Genomic DNA, 19,767 nt, shown 5'->3' with positions numbered 1-19,767 from the left:
ATCAGTCCCCCTCATCTTCGTAGCCGACCAGATGCAGCGGCCGGGCTGGAATACCCTGCAATTCGCACCAGCGCACCAGCGCCTCTTCGCGACCATGCGTCACCCAGACCTGCGACGGCGCGACCTCCCTGATCGTCTCCAGCAGTTCGGGCCAATCGCAATGGTCGGAGATGACCAGCGGCAGTTCGACGCCGCCCTGCTTGGCGCGCTGGCGCACCATCATCCAGCCAGATGCGAAGGAGATCAGCGGTTCGTTGAAACGACGGGCCCATTTCTCCTGAAAGGCCGAGGGCGGGCCGACGACGATCGCGCCCTTGAATTGCTCGGGATTGCTTTTTTCCAACGTTGCAGGGCGTAGGTCTCCAAGGTCGATACCTTGCGAGATGTAATAGTCGCACAGCTTGGCGAGAGCGCCGTGGATGTAGACCGGTTCGCGGTAGCCATTGTCGCGCAACAGCCGCAGCACCCGCTGCGCCTTGCCGAGCGAATATGCGCCGACGAGGTGGGTCCGCTCGGGAAATTGCCTGATCGAGGTCAGCAGTTTCGCGATTTCGTGGGCAGGTTTCGGATGGTGGAAGACGGGCAGACCGAACGTTGCCTCGGTGATGAAGACATCGCACGGCACGGGCTCGAAGGGAGCGCAGGTGGGATCGATACCACGCTTGTAATCACCCGACGCGACAATCCTGATACCGCCATGTTCGATGGAGATCTGCGCCGAACCCAGCACGTGTCCCGCCGGGTGGAAACCGACTGTGACGCCATTGATCTCCACCGTTTCACCGAACCCGACAGCCTGCTCGCTGCCGGTGAAATCCTCCCCGTAGCGAATGCGCATGATATCGAGCGTTTGGCGGGTCGCCAGAACCTTCTCGTGGCCCGCACGGGCGTGGTCCGAATGGCCATGGGTGATCAGCGCCCGTGGCACGGGCCTGACGGGATCGACGTAAAAATCGCCAACGGGGCAATACAGCCCTTTTGGCGTGGGGCTCAGCAATTTCTCTGGCTTCATGTGCACTATCGGCTGCGGCGTGGACTGTCAGAACGCGCGGCCCCCTCAACCCGTTCCTCAAACCGCACCAGTTTCAGCCAGCGTATTACTCCACGGAGGCGGCTGGCTTTTCGACGGCTGCGGCCGGAAGCTTGACGTTTTTCAACGCCAGAGCCGCGACGAGACCTATGGCGGCCGTGGCGGCCGCTGCATAAAACAGCGGCGTAAAGGCACCAGCATACAGGTTGGCGACTGCGCTTTGGGAAGCGGCGGGAAGCTCGGAGAGCATTTTCGGCGTCAATTCCTGTATCTTGCCGACACCGGGGATATCGACCGAGACACCCTTTAGATAGGAAGAGACGATTGCACCGTAAATCGAAATGGCGATGGCAGCGCCCCCCATCCGGGTCAACGACACCGCACCGCTCGCCGCACCGATATCGGCCTTCGGCGCGGAGTTCTGAACCGCGATGATCGGTGCCTGCTGGCCGAGGCCAACCCCAAGACCTTGTGCCAACATGATGATGGCGATGATGGGAAGGGGCGTCCCCGCATGAACCTGCGAAAATGCGAGCATGGCCATCACGGCGATGCTGAGACTGATGACAGAAAATATCTTGTAGCTGCCGGTCACCGAGATCAGGCGACCCGCCGTCAGGGATCCCATGACGATGCCGCCGGTGACGGCAATGAAGAACAGGCCAGCGGACGATGGTGACAGACCGGTCGTCGTTTGCAGGAACAGGGCGTAATAGTTGACCATCCCAATTCCCAGGCCGCCGCTGACCAGCGAGATGACCATGAACAGCGGGAACGTGCTGTCCTTGAACAGGCGCAGAGGCACGATGGGCTCCGGAGCACGACGTTCCACCTGCACCCACAGATACGCTGTTATGGCGGCGAAGACGACGATAGAAAGGCTTTGCCAGGCAAAGATGGAGCCAAAGAGCTGTGAACTGTCAGCCCACAAGACGACACTGGAGATCGTCAGCGCCAGAAGCACGGCGCCGAGATAATCGATCTTCGGTGAACGTTCCGGGCGACGATAGGGCAGCATGAAGACGAGACCTGCCAGAACAAGAATGCCGATGGGCAGGTTGATGAGGAAGATCGAGCGCCATCCGAACAGATCGCTCATCGTCCCGCCGAGAATAGGCCCGACGCTGCCCGACGCCATGATGACGAGGCTGGAATAGCTCTGGTAACGCGCCCTCTCCCGCGGCTCGAACAGATCGGCATTCACGGAGAAGATCGAAACCATGATGCCGCCGCCGCCAAGACCTTGCAGCACACGGGCAGCAATCAGCGAATCCATCGACCAGGCCAGGCCACAGGCCAGCGACCCCACCGTGAAAATGACGATGGCAGCCATCATGACGTATTTGCGACCGAACAGATCGCCCAGCTTGCCGTAGACCGGCATGACGGCGCTCGTGGCCAGAAGATAGGCGGAACCGATCCAGCCGAAGCGCTCCAGCGCACCGAACTCACCGACAATGGTCGGCAGCGCGGTGGAGACGATCTGATTATCGAGCGTTGCCATGAACATGGCAAACATCAGGAAGAAGAAGACAACGAGCCTGCGACGACGATCAGGAACGAGCGGCATCACAGGCTTAACGGACATATCCATGGGAGATCTCACAATTGATCGCCAATTTATGTGACTTTCGCACATATATGTCAATGACACATTTCAATGGGTCTGCTACAAGACGTCGACATTTCGGGGAATTGGGGTCATGAGCGAACGGGTATCAGTTTCGACACCGGACGGAAAAACAGCGAGCGACGAGGTTCTGAGCATCAGCCTGACGATGACGCGGATGCGGCTGATGATCGGTCGTCGCGTGATTGGCCGCATGGCCATTGCCAAGCTGGCGCCAGGGTTGGAGCTCTCACATATCGATGTGCTGGATATTGTCCACCGCACGGAGACGGCGGCGACCGTCGGCTCAATCGCGGACGCCATGCGGCTTGACCCCTCGCGCGGCAGCCGCGTGGTGGCGGAAATGGTGGGCCGCGGCCTGTTGAAACGCGAGGCGTCGCAAGAAGACGGGCGACGCAGCGTTATCGATATCACGCCGCTGGGTCACAGCATTCTGGACGAAATGCGCAGCGCCAAGATCAGCATCATCGGTGAGGTCGTGGGTGACTGGCCGGAGCAGGATGTCGCAGATTTCGCCCGTCTGTTCGATCGTTTCATCGGACGCTTCGAGAAGCGGCTGTTGGGGCATGCCCATCAGCCACTTGCCCTCACGTCTGGTCAAGACGGCTAGACACGGGATAGAGCGTTTCTTTGTTAAATGGAAACGCTCTAAAGATCGCAGTCGCGCTACAGAAACCAGTCTGAACCTATTGCCGCGTCAAATCCCGCTCGACGTTCATCTCGGCCCTACGGTCGTCCAGTCTGCGCAGGCGCTCAAGGCTTGGAAGGCTCTGCTCGTGGCGCGTTACCGTGTCCGGAGGCAGCAGCGTGTAAGGCTGCGGCTCCTTCCAGACCGGCGGATTAGTCTTGCGCAAATGGTAGAGATAGAGCGCCGCAAAGCCCAGCGCGAAGACGCAGGGCATGTAGATCGCGAGCACCTTCACCTGATCGGACATCATGCGGAAGGTGTGTAAGAGATCGGCCCAGAAACTATAGGATTCCATCGCATTTCCCCATCGGCAGAGGTGCTCAAGCGAAAGAGCGCAGCACGTCGCCATTTGTTGAAACGGGAGATCGACCACCGGAGGAAACGGACCTCTGGTGGCCGGGGAGTTCGTAAGCCGCGATCAAACGACCGCCCTGACCTTTAGGCTTGCGCCTTGGACATACGTCAGGGCCTCCCCAGCCATAGGAAAGGCAGAGGAGCTATATAGTCACAAAGGACCGCCTCAGCCACAAAAGTTATGGCTGAGGGGTGTCATTACGGCCGACACCGGCCGTTGATCGAGGGGTTACGAGCCCCAAGACCGGTCCGTTACGCCCGGTCTCGCTGCAACCATAGCGAAAGTTGCGGTTGAGGGAAATAGCTAGATTTAGCATGGAGGCGGCTCAAGCCAGAGCGCTTTCGTTCCGAATGAAAATGTCTGCCGTTGCACGTCTTCGCCAGGTCAAAGGTGGTCGGAGGGCAGACTCAACGCTACGGTCGGAACGGTCGCCTTCAAGCCTTGCGGGATGGTGCCTGCCTCTTCGCGCTGATTGAAACGGGCCGCCCGCACCATCCGTCGATCCCGTTAGAACCAACAGAATTGTTTCCATTCAACGAGCAGGGCTCTGGAGCCATCATTGCCGGTCAGATTCCGCCACCATATTGCTCCGATACGCCACCGACATTGCGACCTTTTTTCTTGGCCTCGTACATGGCCGCATCGGCCTTGGCCAGAAGCGCTTCCGGCGTGTCTCCATCGCGGGGGTAAAACGCCGTTCCAGATGAACAGGTGATGCTGATGGACCCATTTTCGAGCATGATCGGCTCGGATGCGCGCTCCATGATCGTTTCGAGGCGGCGCATGATGCCATGCTCGTCATGTCTGGGATTGCTGAAGATGATGGCGAACTCATCACCGCCCAGCCGAACGGCGATGTCGGACGCCCTGATACTGGACATGATGCGCTCCGCCAGACAGCGCAGAACCTCGTCACCCACGGCGTGCCCATGCAGATCGTTGATCTGCTTGAAGTGGTCGAGGTCGATATAACTGATGGCGACAAGGCGCTCTTCGCGTTTTGCCTCATGAATGGCACGGCGGAACTGGGTCCAGAAGAGGTTGCGGTTGGACAGCCCCGTCAGCGGATCGTGATGCGCCATGAAATGCACACGCTCTTCGGCACGGCGGCGGTCAATCGCGATGCCGGCGATGCTGGTCGCCATGTCGATGATTTCACGCTCGAACGAAGATGGCATTCTGACCGTGCCGGAATACAGCGCGAAGGTGCCCAGCAGCACGTCATTGTTGCCCATGATCGGCGTCGACCAACAGGAGCGCAGATTGTGGCGCATGACGATTTCGACGAAATTGCCCCAAAGCGGATCCTGAAACGTATCGCTGACATAGACCGCTTCGCGCCGCCACGCCGCCGTTCCGCAGGAGCCGACATTGGGGCCAATCGAAATGCCATCGATCAGCGAGGTATAGTTCTCGGGCAAGGACGGTGCCGCACCGTGCCACAACCTGCCTTCCTTCTCATCCAGAAGCAGAACGGAGCCGCTCACATTTTCGAGAAGTCCCTCGACAGTGTTGATGATGGCTTCGAGAATAGTGGGAAGCGGCTGACCGTGGACGATCATTTCCAGAAGGGCGGCGTGGCTTCGGCGCAGCGTTTCCTGGCGTTTCGTATCTGTTATATCCCTGGAAATACCCGCCAGTCCGACGATCTTGCCATCCTCGTCACGGATCGGGACGCGCGTTCCGGAATACCACCGGATCTGGCCGTCCTTGGTCGTCAGACGCTCTTCGAAATCATACATCGCTTCGCCTGTCGAAAGAATGCGGCGATCGATGGCATCGATTTTGCGGGCAACGTCCGTGGCAAACAGGTCGAACACGGTTGGTCGGGTGTTCGCAAGACGCGTGGCGTCAGACCCCAGCCACGTCAGACCAGCCGCATTCATGTAGGTGTAAACACCCTCGGCATTCTTCAGAAATACAACTTCTGATATATTATTGAGAAGATACGACAACCTTTCATCGGTAGGGCCGACCCTCAGCAAATCCGTTGTCCATGATTGCACGTTGAATGCAAGAGAACCATTATCGTCCCGCATCATCGAAAGACCTCTACCTATCCATTAACACGCGTCTGCCGTCGCCTTTACAACCATAAACCACATTTCATTTATACAGTCAGCCAATCGACCATGTCGTAAAACTACTTATGTGCAATTAAAATAAGATATAATAGTCTCTACATCATGCATTTATATTCGCTACTTTTTATGTCAGCACAATATAAGCGTTACTGTCGATACAATAATTACATACAATTTAAAAGTGTTAAAAACAACTCCAGAATCCATACGCTGACGCACGGATTTTGCTTTTGTTTTGCCCATAGCAGCAATAGGTTGCCGTGACGCAATCGATGGGGATTTGGAATGCTGACGATTTACGGAGTTTACCGCTCTCGCGCAACGCGCACCCTGTGGCTGGCTGGAGAACTGGGACTAGACTTTACGCATGTGCCTGTCATCCAGGCCAGACGCCTGCCCGACCCACTGGCTGCCGATGCACCGATCAATACGCTGACGCTGTCCTATCTCGCCATCAATCCGATGGGCACCATTCCCTGCATCGATGACAACGGCACCGTGCTTTACGAATCCATGGCAATCAACCTTTATCTGGCGCGCAAGCATGGCACAGCGCTTGCCCCTGCGGATCTGGTCGAAGACGCCCGGATGATGCAGTGGTCTTTCTTTGCCGCGACCGAGATCGAGTCCCATGCGCTCAAGATTTCATCGACCGTGGCAGAAGGACTGGCGGGTACCGAAGCCGGTCAGGCCGTGATCGATGTCGCAGCCCGCATGCTGCGCCGCCCCTTCAGGGTTCTGGAGCAGCATCTGTCCGGCAACGACTATCTGGTTGGAAACCGGTTCAGCGTCGCCGACATCAATGTTGCCGAGGTGGCGCGGTATGCTCAGGCGCACGCGCCCTTGTTTGACGCAAACCCATCGATAAAGGCATGGCTCGACCGTTGCCAGTCTCGTGCGGCCTTCAAGGCCATGTGGGATGCCCGTACCAACGAAGCAGCCTAGAGCGTTTCCTTGTTAAATGGAAACGTTCTGCCGGAGCAGATTTTCGTCAGGACAAAGGCGATTGGCGAAGGGCATACCCTAAGGTACGGTCGAGCCGATCGCCTTTGTCCTGGCGGAAATATGCCCGGCCCTCCGGGTTGGTTGAAACGGGCCGTCTGCCTGCCCGGACGGCTTGGCCGTATGCTAAGGCTACGCCACGCGCCCTCCGGACAAGCAGTCGATCCCGTTTGAACCAACAGAACTGTTTCAATTTAACAAGGAAACGCTCTCAGCCGTTTTAAAGCCGGGTGGTCACCCTGATGTCACCGACATGGATGCCGTTCCAGTTTTTGATGGAACGGTTTGCCATACCCAGAAGCGTCTGTTGTTGCGGGCTGTCGTTTTCGAAGTATCGCGCCAGAAGAGCCGCGATCATGGCTTCCGCCGCACGCGTCGCGCCGTCTTCGCACTTGACGGCCATGGCGATACCCTGCTCTGGCAAAGCCGCAACGAAGACGCCCTCCGCGCCGGTTTTGGCGAAAATCTGGCCGGGCGCAATCTCCATCAGCCTGGTGCAGGTGCGGCCGGTTCCAGCAACGTAAAAGGGCTCGGCCATACAGGCGTCGATCAGGCGGCGCGAGGCTTTGGCCCGCTCCGTCTCCAGGCCCTGCCCTGTCGCCATCCTGGCAAAACCATGCGCCAGACCTTTCAACGGCACGGCGTAGTTTGGAATAGAGCAGCCATCCGTGCCGCAATTGTCGTGGCCAAGGGCCGTCCCCGTCAGACTTTCCATCGTTGCGCGGATCTCGGCCTGGAGCGGGTGGTCGTAACCGACATAGCCTTCTGTTTCCATGCCTGTGTGAACACAGGTACAAACGAAACCGGAATGCTTGCCGGAGCAATTGTTGTGCAGGGCCGTGGGCTTTTGCAGTGTCCGGGCCTGATGGATGATGGTTTTCTGGTCCGAAGACCAGTGCGCGCCGCATTCCAGCGTACCGGCATCGCGGCCCGCCTTGGCCAGCATGGATGCAGCGCGTTCCACATGCGCGTCTTCCCCCGAATGGGAGGCGCAAGCGAATGCCAGTTCACGGTTGCCAAAGCCATAGGCATCCGCTGCCCCGCTTTCCACCAATGGCAGCGCCTGCATCGCCTTGCAGGCAGACCGGGGAAACACGCCGCCTTCTATATCACCTGCGGAAAACAGGATGCCGCCGTCACCATCGACGACCACGGCCATGCCGCGATGGCGGCTTTCGACGAGATTGCCTCTGGTGACTTCGACGGTAACGGGGTTGTGCATGGCTTCGGCCTCAAAAAATACGAAATTGAGATCGTTCTATCCAACTTCTCTGATCGATGCACGAGGCCCAGTGTTGAAAGTTGCCAAACGTTTGCTGCTCGCCATCCTCATCATCTACCTCTTGCCGGCTTTGGCATCGGCTGGCCTGTGGGCGATAAAGGAGCATCCGACAGGCTACCGCAATGCGCGCTGGTCTTCCGCTGGCATTTTGCCGGAAGCACCTGCCAACAAGCCAGCTGCGATCTACGTCTATTCCGCCATGACGGGGGGCCTCAAGGGTTCGATTGCCAGCCACGCTTGGATCGTGGTGAAAAAAGAGGGAGCGTCCAGCTACGAGCGTTACGACAAGGTCGGCTGGGGCACACCCATCCGCCGTAACGCCTATGCGCCGGATGCCTACTGGTATTCCAACATGCCGCGCCGAGTCCTGGAACTGCATGGGGACGAGGCCGAACGGCTGATCCCGAAAATCGAGCAGGCAATTGCCAATTATCCCTATGGGAAACCGGGCGGTTACACCATCTATCCAGGCCCGAACTCCAACACTTTCGTGGCCCATGTGCTACGCCAGGTGCCGGAGTTGGGTGTCGTTTTGCCGCCCGATGCGGTCGGGCGCGACTATCTGCCAAACGGGGAGTTCATCCACGTTGCCGATGACTGGAAAGACGTCAGTCTCTCGCTGGGCGGCTATCTGGGCGTATCGGCAGGCGCGCGCAGCGGGTTTGAGGTCAACTTCCTCGGTCTCGTCGCGGGCATCGACATCGCAAACCCCGGCATCAAAATTCCGGGGTTGGGTTATTTCGGGACGCGCTCTCAGCTCGGCGTGTGATCTTCTGCTGCGCGGCTCGCACGTTTGGCACGAATGCCCTGCGCGATGAAGACCCGTGACAGGCCGTGATAAAGAGGCTCTGCCGAGATCATACGCGATGTGAGATATCCCAGCATCGACGCCGCCATGATCGGGATGACCGCCTCATGATTACCGGTCATTTCCAGAATGATGACGAAGGCGGTCATCGGCGCCTGAACAACGCCTGCAAAATACCCGGCCATGCCGAGAATGGCTCCGAGCGCGACACTGGTGCCGAGAACCGACGCTACGGTGCTGCCGAAACCGGCACCGACCGAGAGCGAGGGCGCAAAAATACCCCCGGGAATGCCAGACATCATCGCAAGAAAGGTGGATGCCAGCTTTTCGATGAAGAAGAATGTCGGGGCCGCCTGGCCCTCGATTGCGGACCGCGCCTGCTCGTATCCCGTGCCGAAGGTGGCACCACCCGTTGCCACACCGATGACAGCGGAGGCAAGGCCGCAACCGGCCGCAACGATCAGCATCCGCTTCAACGGCACGCTGTGGCTCCAGCGACGAATGCGCTGCGATACTTTGAGTGCACCGGCGCTGAACAGCGCACCGAACACACCCCCACCTATGCCACAGACCAGCACCAGTCCCCAATCTGCTGCCGTCTGGGCCACGACCGTGCTCGTTCCGAAATAGGTGTAGGTTCCGACCAGACCCAGCGACGCCAGACCCGAGAGGATGACGGCGGTCAGCACCAGCCCGTTGGAGCGCGCCTCATAGGTCCGGCTCATTTCCTCGATCGCGAAAACGATACCGGCCAAAGGTGTGTTGAAGGCGGCGGCAATGCCCGCAGCGGAACCGGCGAGGATCAACCCGCGCGCCTGCGCCATGCCGCCGATCCGTGCCGCCTGCAGCATGATCGATGCCCCCACCTGCACCGTCGGTCCTTCGCGGCCGATGGATGCACCGGATAGCAGGCCAGCAATGGTCAGTACGATTTTGCCCACAGCCAGTTTCAGCGACAGGAGCCGCGAGCGATCGTCATCATCATGAAAATGCCGTGCCGCAATCGCCTGCGGAATGCCGCTTCCGCCGGAGTTGGGAAACACGGTCATGGCCAGCCACGCGCAAAGTGCAAAGCCGAGCGGGGTGATGATGAGTGGCAGAAGAAAAGCCCACTCTCCCGAAGACGTGACGGAAACGAACAGATGCTGCGCCCAATCCGCCATCTTCGCGAATGCGACACTGATAACACCAACGGCCAGAGCACCGGTCCAGAACACGGCGCGCGGTTTCCACACACGCCATGAACCCCACATGACGCGGGAGCGGCGAAACATTTTTATTTTTTTGTATTTGGAAGGCATGGCAACTTTTCTGTCGTCCGGGGAGAGGCTCCCTTATCGGACCGACAGACGACGATTGCAACCTCGTCTTTGACAATCGCCAGGGAATGGCGCAGGATCGCGCATCGCAATTGCAATGCATGGAGTTGTAGAATGAAAAGTGCAACGATGCCATCAATACGGGTAACACCTGATCTTCGTGAAGAGCTGGAAAGTGTTTTGAAAGACGGCGAAACGATCTCGTCTTTTATGGAAGACAGCATTCTGAAAGAGATCGAAATCCGCAAATCCCAGTCGGAATTTATCAAACGCGGGCTCGCAGCACGCGAAGAAGCAAAACGAACCGGCGTTTATTATACGACGGAAGATGTTCTCGCCATGATGCGGAGCAAACTTGAAAAAGCGAAGGCGGCAAAAGCCGGATGAGTCGCGAGCTTAAATATGCTGAAGCCTTTTTCAAAGATTTGGACCGCCATTTTGAACATCTCGCGCTGTCAGATGCTCGGCTTGCCGGAGACGCATATGACGCCGTCACAAAAGGGTTAAAACTTCTCGAAGACTTTCCGTTTATCGGGAGGAAAGTCACCATAGAAGATGAGGATATCATTGCTCGCGAGTTACTCATCCCCTTTGGAAACTGGGGCTATGTCGTCCTCTATGAAATCGAAGATGCCGAAACCGTGACCATCCTCGCGATCCGCCACCAGCGAGAAGGAGATTACCACTGATCCCTACCGGTCGCTCACCTGCGCACGCGGGTTGACCCATGGCTCCTGATTGGAGCGCGGCAGCGGTTGTCTCCCCAGAATATGATCCGACGCCTTCTCTCCCGTCATGATCGAGGGACCGTTGAGATTGCCATAGGTGACGTGTGGGAAGATCGAGCTGTCGGCGACGCGCAGGCCGTCCACGCCGATGACCCGGCATTCGGGATCGACGACCGCCATCGGGTCGTTCCGGTCACCCAATCGGCAGGTGCCGCAGGGGTGGTAGGCGCTTTCCAGATGCTCACGCAGAAATGCGTCGATGTCTTCGTCGGACTGAACGGCCTCGCCGGGCTGGATTTCGGGGCCGCGATAATCACCGAATGCTTTCTGGCTGAAGATATCCCGTGTCAGGCGCACGCAGTGGCGGAATTTTTCCCAGTCTTCGGCGTGGCTCATATAGTTGAAACGGATGACCGGATCGTCCTTCGGATCGGACGAGCGCAGCGTGACATTGCCGCGTGATTTCGACAGGTTGAAGCCGACATGAACCTGAAAACCATGGCTCTTCGCCGCTGCCTTACCATCGTAGGAGATGGCAACGGGCAGGAAGTGAAACTGGATATCCGGCTGTTTCAGACCCGGTTCGGAACGCAGGAAGGCACAGGCCTCGAACTGGTTGGAAGCACCAAGCCCACCCTTCGTCACCAGCCATTGCGCACCCGCCACGCCCTGCCAGAACCATGGCAGCCATGAGTAGAGCGAGACCGGCTTGGTGGAGACCTGCTGGAAATAGAACTCCATGTGGTCCTGAAGATTGGCACCGACGCCGGGACGATCCGCGATAACCTCGATGCCCATGTCCTGCAAGTGCTGGGCGGGGCCGATGCCGGACAGCATCAGCAGCTTGGGGGAATTGAAGGATGACGCCGAAACGATGACCTCACGGTTGGCGCTGATGGTTTCCACCTTACCGCGACGCTCGATTTCGACACCGGTGGCACGGCCATTTTCGATCACGATCCTGCGGGCGAAACCCTGCACCAGCGTCACATTGTTCCGTTTCAGCGCGGGCCGCAGATAGGCATTGGCGGCGGACCAGCGACGACCATTGTGGATCGTCTGCTCCATCAGGCCAAAACCTTCCTGCTTGGAGCCGTTATAGTCGTCCGTCAGCTCGAAACCGGCCTGAGAACCCGCCTTGACGAAGGCGTGGAACAGCGGATTGGTGACCGGTCCGCGCTGCACGTGCATCGGCCCATCGGTCCCGCGCCAACCTTCCTCGCCGCCATGGCTGGTTTCCATGCGCTTGTAATAGGGCAGCACATCGGCGTAGGACCAACCCTTCGCGCCAAGCTCCTCCCACCGGTTGAAATCCTCCGCATGGCCGCGCACATAGACGAGCCCATTGATGGACGACGACCCGCCAATGACCTTGCCACGCGGAGCGGTTATGCGGCGATTGTTGAGGTTCGGCTCCGGCTCGGAATAGTAGCCCCAGTTGTAGCGCTTCATGCTCATCGGCCACGCCAGCGCTGCAGGCATCTGGATGAAGGGTCCGAAATCCGAACCGCCCGCCTCGATCACGATGACGGAATATTTGCCATCCTCCGACAGGCGATAGGCCATGGCAGAGCCTGCGGAACCCGAACCGACGATGACGAAATCTGCATGTTGCATGTTGTTTCTTTCCAGAATTTAGCGTCTACGCTGGCGGCTTACCCCTCCGACACGTCAATCAATAGGGCGCCTCGACCTTGCCCGTCGCCACATAAACCGTCTTCAATTCACTATAATGATTGAGCGCCGTAGCCGAATTCTCACGCCCGAACCCCGATTGCTTCGACCCACCAAACGGCATCTCAACTGGGCAGATATTGTAGGTATTGATCCACAACGTGCCCGCCTCCAACTGGTCCACCACGCGGTGCGCGCGGTTAATGTCGGCTGTGAAGACGCCACCTGCGAGGCCGAATTCGGTGGCGTTGGCGCGGGCGATGACTTCGTCCTCATCATCGAAATCCAGCACGCACATGACAGGCCCGAAGATTTCTTCGCGGGCGATGGTCATCCCATCCGTCACATCGGCAAAGACGGTGGGCTGCACGTAAGCGCCCTGACCCGCGACATGGTTGGGAATGCCGCCACCGGTGATCAGCGTGGCACCCTCGGCCTTGCCCTTCTCGATGTAGGCCAGAACCTTTTGCTGCTGCGCCTTGGAGACCAGCGGGCCGATCTGGGTGGCCTCCTCCATGGGATCGCCGATCACCATCGCGTCGGTGCGGCTTTTCAGGTTTTCGAGGAAGCGCTGCTTGGCGCCACGCTGGACGAAAACGCGGGTGCCATTGGAGCAGACCTGACCGGACGAATAGAAGTTGCCCAGCATGGCACCGCCGACAGCGCTTTCGATATCGGCATCGTCAAACACGATCAACGGAGACTTGCCGCCCAGCTCCATGGTGACGTGCTTCAGATGACCGGCAGCGGCAGCCGCGACCTTGCGGCCCGTGGGAACAGAGCCGGTCAGCGACACCTTGGCCACGTCAGGGTGATTGACCAGAAGCGGGCCGGTGTCTCGGTCCCCCTGAATGACGTTGAAAACGCCCTTGGGTAGACCAGCCTCGATGAGGATTTCTGCGATCTTCAAAGCACCCAAAGGCGTGTTTTCGGATGGTTTGAAGACCATGGCGTTACCAGCAACAAGCGCCGGTGCCGCCTTCCAGCAGGCGATCTGCTGCGGATAGTTCCATGCACCGATGCCAACGCAGACGCCCAGCGGCACACGTTTGGTGTAGGCAAAATCACCACCCAACGGAATGTAGTCGCCGTTCAGCGCCGAGGGTGCGATGCCGCCGAAGAACTCGAAGGCATCCGCGCCGGAGGTCGAATCCGCCACGATGGTTTCCTGAATGGGCTTGCCCGTATCCAGCGTTTCCAGCTCCGACAAGGCGCGGTTGCGCTCCCGGATAATATCGGCTGCACGGCGCAAAATGCGCCCGCGCGCGGTGGGGCTCATCGCCGCCCATTCCTTCTGCGCCGTCTTGGCTGAGGCCACCGCGCGCTCGACAATGGCGGGCGTGGCCGCATGCAGCGTGGCGACAACTTCGCCGGTTGCTGGATAAATGCTTTGGAATACTGCGCCTTCGGTGTCTTCGACGTACTCACCATCGATGAAATGCGATGCTTTGGGCTGGGCTTTCAATGTCATATGAAACTCCTCACAGGATGCGGATAGACGGCTTGCCCTCAAGAGGCGGCGCGTCGGAAAAGGGTTTGAGCTGGGTATCGAAATAGTTTTCGACCAGCGCCGGAGCGGCGGAAAGGCCGAGCGGGGCAGCCTGAAGGCTTTGCCTGATATAGAGCCCGTCGATGAGGGCTGCGGCACCCTCGGCAATCCGCGCCGCATCGTCCTGCGGGCAGAGGCGGCTGAGGCTGTCCATGATGTTGGAACGCAGGCGGCGTGTATAAACGATCAGCAGGCGGCGCATGTCTTCGGACCGTTGCGCCTCCACATAAAAGGCAAGCCAGGCCGCAACGGTATCGTTGGTGAACTGGTCGCTCTGGAACGAGACGCGGACGATTGCGCTCAGCCGCGCACGCGGGCCGGACGCCTGACCAAGGGCTGCAACGGCATCCTGACGAAGAGCGCGTAAAAGACTGCGGATCGTCTCCAGAAGAAGCTGTTGCTTGCTGCCGAAATAATGATGCGCGAGAGCTGCCGATACGCCCGCCTCACGGGCGATATCCGACATCGTCACATTCAACGAACCCTGCTGGCCGATGGTGCGCAGCGCTGCATCCATCAGCGCTTTCCTGCGCACCGGCTCCATTCCAAGTTTCGGCATAATCACTCTCCTTGCGTCATCATTTATTATTGATTGACTGATCAATCAACAATAAATGCGACACGAAAACGTGTCAGTTGCGCCCATGAGAAGACTTTGCCGTCTTTGTCGAATCTTGCTATGGTAAGCCATCAGCAAATGAGAGGTCGCAGCCATGACCCAGTGCATTCGCTTTCAAAACCATGACGCGCGCGCCAGCCGAGCGCAAACATGCGGCTTGCGCAGCAGCGCAGTGTTTTTCTCAAGACATCGCGATTTTCTAAAACGACGTTTCGTCTGGAACGCAACATCAACATAAGCGTTTCTTCGTGCGCCCATCGTGGTATGCTAATTTAAAAAGACTTCAAGTCCGCTCAACTGGCCACTGACGGACACGTAAAACGGCCAACGACGGTTGGGTTTCGGTGTGCTTATCCAGAACCAGGCCTTCAACAAGGGAGAGAAGCAATGCCAATGGTAACTGTATCCATTTCCCCGGAGCAAGCAGCGAAGATGCGTGAAGCTGTGGATAGCGGCGACTATGCCTCTGGAAGCGAAGTCGTACGCGCGGCATTGCGCCTATGGCTCGAGACCGAAGCCCGCAACGGCGCCTCGCCGCGCAAACGCCCTTCCAATGATGAGCATCTGAACGTGGCGGAACTCTATGCCGCGCACTCCACCAAGAGACGTCACGCCTAAGTCCATGGTGTGGCTTAGATAAATCTGTTTAAGCACAGTGCGATGCCGTCATAAAACCTTCAAAAAAGCTTCATCAACCGGAAAGTTTTTGTTGAGGAGTTTGCAGCATCGTCGCCACCGAAGCACCCCTCACGATTCCGTGTTCAGGGTGATGGTGGAGAGAATTCATGCAGTCGACAGCGATCGACCCAGACGTCATCCGGAGGTTTGCCAGCGGGCAAATGGCCTCCATGGCCAAACTTGTTCTTGAGACTGCGTTCCAGCCCATCGTTGAAGCCACCACCGGCACCATCTTCGGTTACGAATCCTTGATGCGCGGCTTTGATCGCATCGGCTTTTCGGACCCTCTCTCACTTCTGGACCATGTCGCGGCAGACGGGCAGCTGGTGGCGGTGGAGCAGATGCTGGCGGGTCGCGCCCTTGCGAAATTTTCCACGTTGCCCGAGTTTCAATCCGCCACGCTTTTTCTCAATCTGGATGTCCGGCTTATCCCGCATGGCGATGCCATTCTGGACACGTTGCTGGAGCATATGGCCAAAGCCTCCATACCGCCTTCCTCCGTTTGCTTCGAGCTGTCCGAACGTTTCGACAATACCAGCGTGCCGGAATTCAGCGCGCTGATCGCCCGAATGCGCAGAGAGGGCTTCAAACTGGCCATCGACGACTTCGGCGTAGGCCACGGCGAGATGAAGCTCCTGTGTGATTTTCCCGTCGATTACCTGAAGATCGACCGCTACTTCATCGACGGCGTGGACCGCAATCCGCGCAAACGCCATCTGGTGAAGAACATTGTCAATATTGCCCATGTGCTGGGTGTGCGGGTGATTGCCGAGGGCATCGAGACCGAGGCCGAGTTTCTGGCCTGCCGCGAGCATGGCGTTGATCTGGTGCAGGGCTGGTTCATTTCCCGGCCCACCACATTCGTCAGCGAATTGCAGGGCGCCTTCCCACATCTCCAGCATCTGGGTGAGACGCGGCGCAGCAGCCAGACGCTGGACGAAATCCTGATCCGTCGCCAGATCGAGCGCCTGCCGACGGTTTTTGAAAACGACAGCATCGACAGCGTGTTCGAACTGTTCCGTCGCAATCCGGCGCAAGCTTTTTTCCCGGTTCTCAATGCCAATGGCGAACCGCGCGGCGTCATCAACGAACATCATCTGAAGGAATATATCTACCAGCCATTCGGCCGCGATCTGCTCAAAAACAAGGTCTATGAGCGCACCATCTCGCACTTTGTCGATGGCGCCCCGATTGTCGGTCTGGATGCGGATGCCGACCAGTTGATGAATGTCTTTGCCAATACCGGTGGCAGCGCCTGCGTTATCCTGACCGAGAACATGCGCTATATCGGCGTCGTCTCCGCGGCATCGCTGATCAAGGTCATCAATGAAAAACAGTTGAAACTGGCGCAGGAACAAAACCCGCTGACGGCGCTTCCCGGCAACCGCGCCATCAGCAGCTTCATCGAAGACAGCTGCGGCGACAGCGACGATAACCGCTTCTTCTGCTATTGCGATTTCGACAACTTCAAGCCGTTCAACGACAAATACGGTTTTCACATCGGCGACCACGCCATCACCCTGTTTTCAGCGCTGATGAAACGATACTTCTTTTCCGGTGACTGCTTCCTCGGCCATATCGGCGGCGACGATTTCTTCATCGGCGTGCGCGACTGGACCAAGGACGAGATCACGGAAATCCTTGAAAGGCTGCTGAGCGATTTCCACGACGATGTCGTGGAACTGTATTCCGACGAGGACCGGATGGCAGGCCAGATCAAGGGCCACGACCGGTTCGGAAACGAACGTGACTTTGCATTGCTGCGCTGCTCCATCGGGGTTCTCAAACTGCCGAAGGGGTTGATCATCGCCAATCCCGAGCGCATCGGTAGCGATATCGCAGCGATCAAGAAGGCGGCCAAGGAAAGTGCATCCGGTCTCGTCATTCGCGGCTTCGGAGAGCCAGACTAAACGTTCAGACATCGCGGCAAAACGCCGTCTTCCATCTCGCCGGTATCTCGCCTAAGTTCCCGGCCAATGAAACATGATGGAGGCCGACCATGACTTTGCCCGAAACGATGCGATTTGTTGACCTGCCCAGCTTTGGCGGGCCAGAGGTCATGGCTTTTTCGACAGGACCATTGCCTTCACCCAAATCAGGCGAAGTTCTCGTGCGTGTCCAGGCCGCCGGTATCAACCGCCCCGATGTGGCTCAGCGCCAGGGTTCGTACCCTGCGCCGAAAGATGCAAGCCCCGTGCTGGGGTTGGAAATTGCTGGTGAAATCGTGGCACGTGGCGAAGGGGTGAGCGAGTTCAAGATCGGTGACACCATCTGTGCGCTGGCCAATGGCGGAGGTTACGCGGAATATTGCGTGGTGCCAGCGGGCCAGGCCCTACCCTTTCCCAAAGGATATGATGCGGTGAAAGCGGCGGCCTTGCCGGAAACCTTCTTCACGGTCTGGGCCAATCTGTTTCAGATGGCTGGACTGACCGAAGGCGAGAGCGTGTTGATCCACGGCGGCAGCAGCGGTATCGGCACAACGGCCATCCAGCTCGCCAAGGCTTTTGGTGCGCAGGTTTATACCACAGCAGGCTCCCGGGAAAAATGCGAGGCCTGCGAAAAGCTCGGCGCGAAGCGGGCGATCAACTATCGCGACGAGGATTTCGTCGAGATCGTCAAGGAGCAAACCGGCGGCAAGGGGGTCGATGTGATCCTCGACATGATCGGCGCTTCCTATTTCGAGAAGAACCTGGCATCGCTGGCCAAAGACGGATGTCTCTCGATCATCGCATTTCTGGGCGGCAACATCGCCGAGAAGGTGGATTTGCGCCCGATCATGGTCAAGCGCCTTACGGTAACAGGCTCCACCATGCGTCCCCGCACAGGGGATGAAAAACGCGCCATTCGCGACGAATTGGTGGCTCAGGTCTGGCCGCTTCTGGAAGCCGGCACGATCGGTCCCGTCATTCACGACGTCATCGATTTCGACCACGTTGCGGAGGGCCATAAGCTGATGGAAAGCAGCAGCCATATCGGAAAGATCGTGATGCGGGTTTCGTAAGCATGACGCGTTGCCGCAAACTCTGCGCTCCACCCCTTGCAATATCGGCGAATCGTATTACCTTCTTGTTATGTTCAACGTAGTGAAAGGAAGGTGATCCAATGTCTAGTGAGATTTCGGTCTTCGTAGCAGGCAATGGAAAGGATTTGATTTTGACGAGGCAGCCCTCGGCTTGATCCGCCTTCCAGCGAAACGTTGACAGACGTTTCAGGTCTGAAACAAGACCAAACTCATGGAAGGGCCGCTAACCAAGCGGCCCTTTTCCTATTTCCGGGTCTTAACTGCGGAAGACCTTCCAGCGGGTTGGCCGGAAACGGACTTCACTGCCGACAGCCACCGTGGCATCGAGCGGGACTTCGATTTCCAGATGGTGCGGTTCGTGCCCGTTGTTGGCGATATCAATTTCGGCAATGCGCGTTCCTGCCAGACGGCGGCAGATGGTGACCTTGCCGTAGAGAGCGTCGCGATCATCCGTCAGGACAACGTCTTCGGGGCGGAAGAACAGATCGCCATCCCCCTCGCAGGCATCGCGGATGCCAATATTTTCTCCCTGAAACAGCATGTGCCCATCGCGGATCGTCACCGGCAGGTTGGATGATTCTCCGATGAAGGAGAAGACGAAGGGGGAGTTGGGCGTGTCGTAAACATCATCGGCGGTGCCGACCTGCTCTATTCTGCCCTGGCTCATGACGACCACACGGTCTGCCAGTTCCAGCGCCTCTTCCTGATCGTGCGTCACGAAGACGGTGGTGTGACCGGTGCGGTCGTGAAACTCGCGCAGCCAGCGCCGCAATTCCTTGCGCACCTTGGCATCCAGAGCACCGAAGGGTTCATCCAGGAGCAGAACCTTTGGTTCGATGGCAACGGCGCGGGCCAGAGCCACACGTTGGCGCTGACCGCCAGACAATTGGCTGGGATAGCGGTTTTCAAGACCGGAAAGATGCACCATATCCAAGAGCTCCGAAACACGCTTGCGAATGGCGGATTTTGCTGGCCTTGTCGAGGATGGGCGAACTTTGAGGCCGAAGCCGATATTATCGGCCACCGTCATGTGGCGGAAAAGCGCGTAGTGCTGAAAGACGAAGCCGACATTGCGCTCCTGCACGGAGCGGTGGGAGGCGTCTTCATCGCCAAAGAAAATCTGGCCGTCCGTGGGCTGTTCCAGACCCGCGATCAGTCGCAGAAGCGTTGTTTTGCCTGAGCCAGAAGGGCCAAGCAGCGCAATCAATTCCCCGGAACGAATATCCAGCGAGACTTTGTCCAATGCAGGAAAGCGGTCGAACTGCTTGGTGATGTTGGTAACTTTGACGTCCATGGACA

General features: G+C 58.2%; 18 protein-coding genes. 8 read left to right on the top strand and 10 right to left on the bottom strand.

All coding sequences use genetic code 11. The features are described 5' to 3' along the window. Position 1: 1 nt before the first annotated feature. Positions 2-1,012, bottom strand: a complete 1,011-nt coding sequence (locus tag GGQ73_RS04940) for a ligase-associated DNA damage response exonuclease (protein ID WP_183894397.1) — start codon at positions 1,010-1,012, stop codon at positions 2-4. 85 nt (positions 1,013-1,097) lie between these two features. Further along, positions 1,098-2,624: an MDR family MFS transporter gene (locus tag GGQ73_RS04935; RefSeq protein ID WP_183894395.1), complete on the bottom strand. Its 1,527-nt coding sequence runs from the start codon at positions 2,622-2,624 to the stop codon at positions 1,098-1,100. 109 nt (positions 2,625-2,733) lie between these two features. On the opposite strand from GGQ73_RS04935, the gene GGQ73_RS04930 reads away from it, so the two are divergent. Continuing rightward, complete coding sequence (locus GGQ73_RS04930) at positions 2,734-3,270, top strand: MarR family winged helix-turn-helix transcriptional regulator (RefSeq protein ID WP_174152352.1); 537 nt, start codon at positions 2,734-2,736, stop codon at positions 3,268-3,270. A 76-nt stretch (positions 3,271-3,346) separates the two neighbouring features. On the opposite strand, the gene GGQ73_RS04925 is transcribed toward GGQ73_RS04930, so the two are convergent. Further along, a complete protein-coding gene (locus GGQ73_RS04925; RefSeq protein ID WP_174152351.1) occupies positions 3,347-3,643 on the bottom strand; it encodes a hypothetical protein in 297 nt (98 codons plus the stop codon). A gap of 626 nt (positions 3,644-4,269) precedes the next feature. Beyond that, the gene (locus tag GGQ73_RS04920) at positions 4,270-5,742 is read right to left on the bottom strand and encodes a diguanylate cyclase domain-containing protein (protein WP_183894393.1); all 1,473 of its coding nucleotides are present in this window, start codon (positions 5,740-5,742) and stop codon (positions 4,270-4,272) included. Positions 5,743-6,072: 330 nt separating this feature from the next. Here GGQ73_RS04920 and GGQ73_RS04915 point away from each other — a divergent pair, with 330 nt between their 5' ends. Next, complete coding sequence (locus tag GGQ73_RS04915; RefSeq protein WP_183894383.1) at positions 6,073-6,732, top strand: glutathione S-transferase family protein; 660 nt, start codon at positions 6,073-6,075, stop codon at positions 6,730-6,732. 277 nt (positions 6,733-7,009) lie between these two features. Here the strand turns inward: GGQ73_RS04915 and GGQ73_RS04910 are convergent, their stop codons facing one another. Continuing rightward, a complete protein-coding gene (locus GGQ73_RS04910; protein WP_183894381.1) occupies positions 7,010-8,011 on the bottom strand; it encodes an asparaginase in 1,002 nt (333 codons plus the stop codon). 73 nt (positions 8,012-8,084) lie between these two features. Here GGQ73_RS04910 and GGQ73_RS04905 point away from each other — a divergent pair, with 73 nt between their 5' ends. Next, positions 8,085-8,840, top strand: coding sequence for a DUF3750 domain-containing protein (locus tag GGQ73_RS04905; protein ID WP_174152347.1), 756 nt, complete (start codon positions 8,085-8,087; stop codon positions 8,838-8,840). Here GGQ73_RS04905 and GGQ73_RS04900 read toward each other — a convergent pair. Continuing rightward, positions 8,825-10,180, bottom strand: a complete 1,356-nt coding sequence (locus GGQ73_RS04900) for a chloride channel protein (protein ID WP_183894379.1) — start codon at positions 10,178-10,180, stop codon at positions 8,825-8,827. The two genes, GGQ73_RS04905 and GGQ73_RS04900, sit on opposite strands and share 16 nt — an antisense overlap. 132 nt (positions 10,181-10,312) lie before the next feature. Between GGQ73_RS04900 and GGQ73_RS04895 the strand changes: the two genes are divergently transcribed. Together GGQ73_RS04895 and GGQ73_RS04890 are read left to right on the top strand one after the other, a co-directional pair. Then, complete coding sequence (locus tag GGQ73_RS04895; RefSeq protein WP_183894377.1) at positions 10,313-10,585, top strand: YlcI/YnfO family protein; 273 nt, start codon at positions 10,313-10,315, stop codon at positions 10,583-10,585. Continuing rightward, positions 10,582-10,887: a type II toxin-antitoxin system RelE/ParE family toxin gene (locus GGQ73_RS04890; protein WP_174152344.1), complete on the top strand. Its 306-nt coding sequence runs from the start codon at positions 10,582-10,584 to the stop codon at positions 10,885-10,887. The genes GGQ73_RS04895 and GGQ73_RS04890 overlap by 4 nt, the downstream gene beginning before the upstream one ends. A gap of 3 nt (positions 10,888-10,890) precedes the next feature. Here GGQ73_RS04890 and betA read toward each other — a convergent pair whose 3' ends face one another. From betA to betI, 3 genes are read right to left on the bottom strand one after another with little or no spacing between them, the layout of a single operon-like run. Further along, positions 10,891-12,543 carry a choline dehydrogenase gene (gene betA, locus GGQ73_RS04885; RefSeq protein WP_183894375.1) on the bottom strand — a complete coding sequence of 551 codons (1,653 nt, stop codon included), beginning with the start codon at positions 12,541-12,543 and terminating at the stop codon, positions 10,891-10,893. Positions 12,544-12,601: 58 nt separating this feature from the next. Further along, positions 12,602-14,065: a betaine-aldehyde dehydrogenase gene (betB, locus tag GGQ73_RS04880; RefSeq protein WP_183894477.1), complete on the bottom strand. Its 1,464-nt coding sequence runs from the start codon at positions 14,063-14,065 to the stop codon at positions 12,602-12,604. Between the two features lie 16 nt (positions 14,066-14,081). Next, positions 14,082-14,708 carry a transcriptional regulator BetI gene (gene betI / locus GGQ73_RS04875; protein ID WP_174152342.1) on the bottom strand — a complete coding sequence of 209 codons (627 nt, stop codon included), beginning with the start codon at positions 14,706-14,708 and terminating at the stop codon, positions 14,082-14,084. A gap of 447 nt (positions 14,709-15,155) precedes the next feature. Between betI and GGQ73_RS04870 the strand changes: the two genes are divergently transcribed. The 3 genes from GGQ73_RS04870 to GGQ73_RS04860 all read left to right on the top strand — a co-directional run bounded on the left by GGQ73_RS04870 (position 15,156) and on the right by GGQ73_RS04860 (position 18,447). Then, positions 15,156-15,386, top strand: a complete 231-nt coding sequence (locus tag GGQ73_RS04870) for a ribbon-helix-helix domain-containing protein (protein ID WP_174152341.1) — start codon at positions 15,156-15,158, stop codon at positions 15,384-15,386. A 167-nt stretch (positions 15,387-15,553) separates the two neighbouring features. After that, entirely contained in the window at positions 15,554-17,356 is a 1,803-nt protein-coding gene (locus GGQ73_RS04865; RefSeq protein ID WP_183894373.1) for a GGDEF domain-containing protein, read from the top strand. A gap of 89 nt (positions 17,357-17,445) precedes the next feature. After that, entirely contained in the window at positions 17,446-18,447 is a 1,002-nt protein-coding gene (locus tag GGQ73_RS04860) for an NAD(P)H-quinone oxidoreductase (RefSeq protein WP_183894371.1), read from the top strand. Between the two features lie 277 nt (positions 18,448-18,724). On the opposite strand, the gene GGQ73_RS04855 is transcribed toward GGQ73_RS04860, so the two are convergent. After that, positions 18,725-19,762 (bottom strand): sulfate/molybdate ABC transporter ATP-binding protein, encoded by a 1,038-nt coding sequence (locus GGQ73_RS04855; RefSeq protein ID WP_183894369.1) that lies wholly within the window; start codon positions 19,760-19,762, stop codon positions 18,725-18,727. Positions 19,763-19,767 lie beyond the last annotated feature (5 nt).

The organism is Rhizobium skierniewicense (assembly GCF_014196515.1).
Taxonomy (GTDB): Bacteria; Pseudomonadota; Alphaproteobacteria; order Rhizobiales; family Rhizobiaceae; genus Agrobacterium; species Agrobacterium skierniewicense.
The sequence above is the reverse complement of the archived record's forward strand: the minus strand, read 5'-3'. Positions and strand labels throughout refer to the sequence as shown.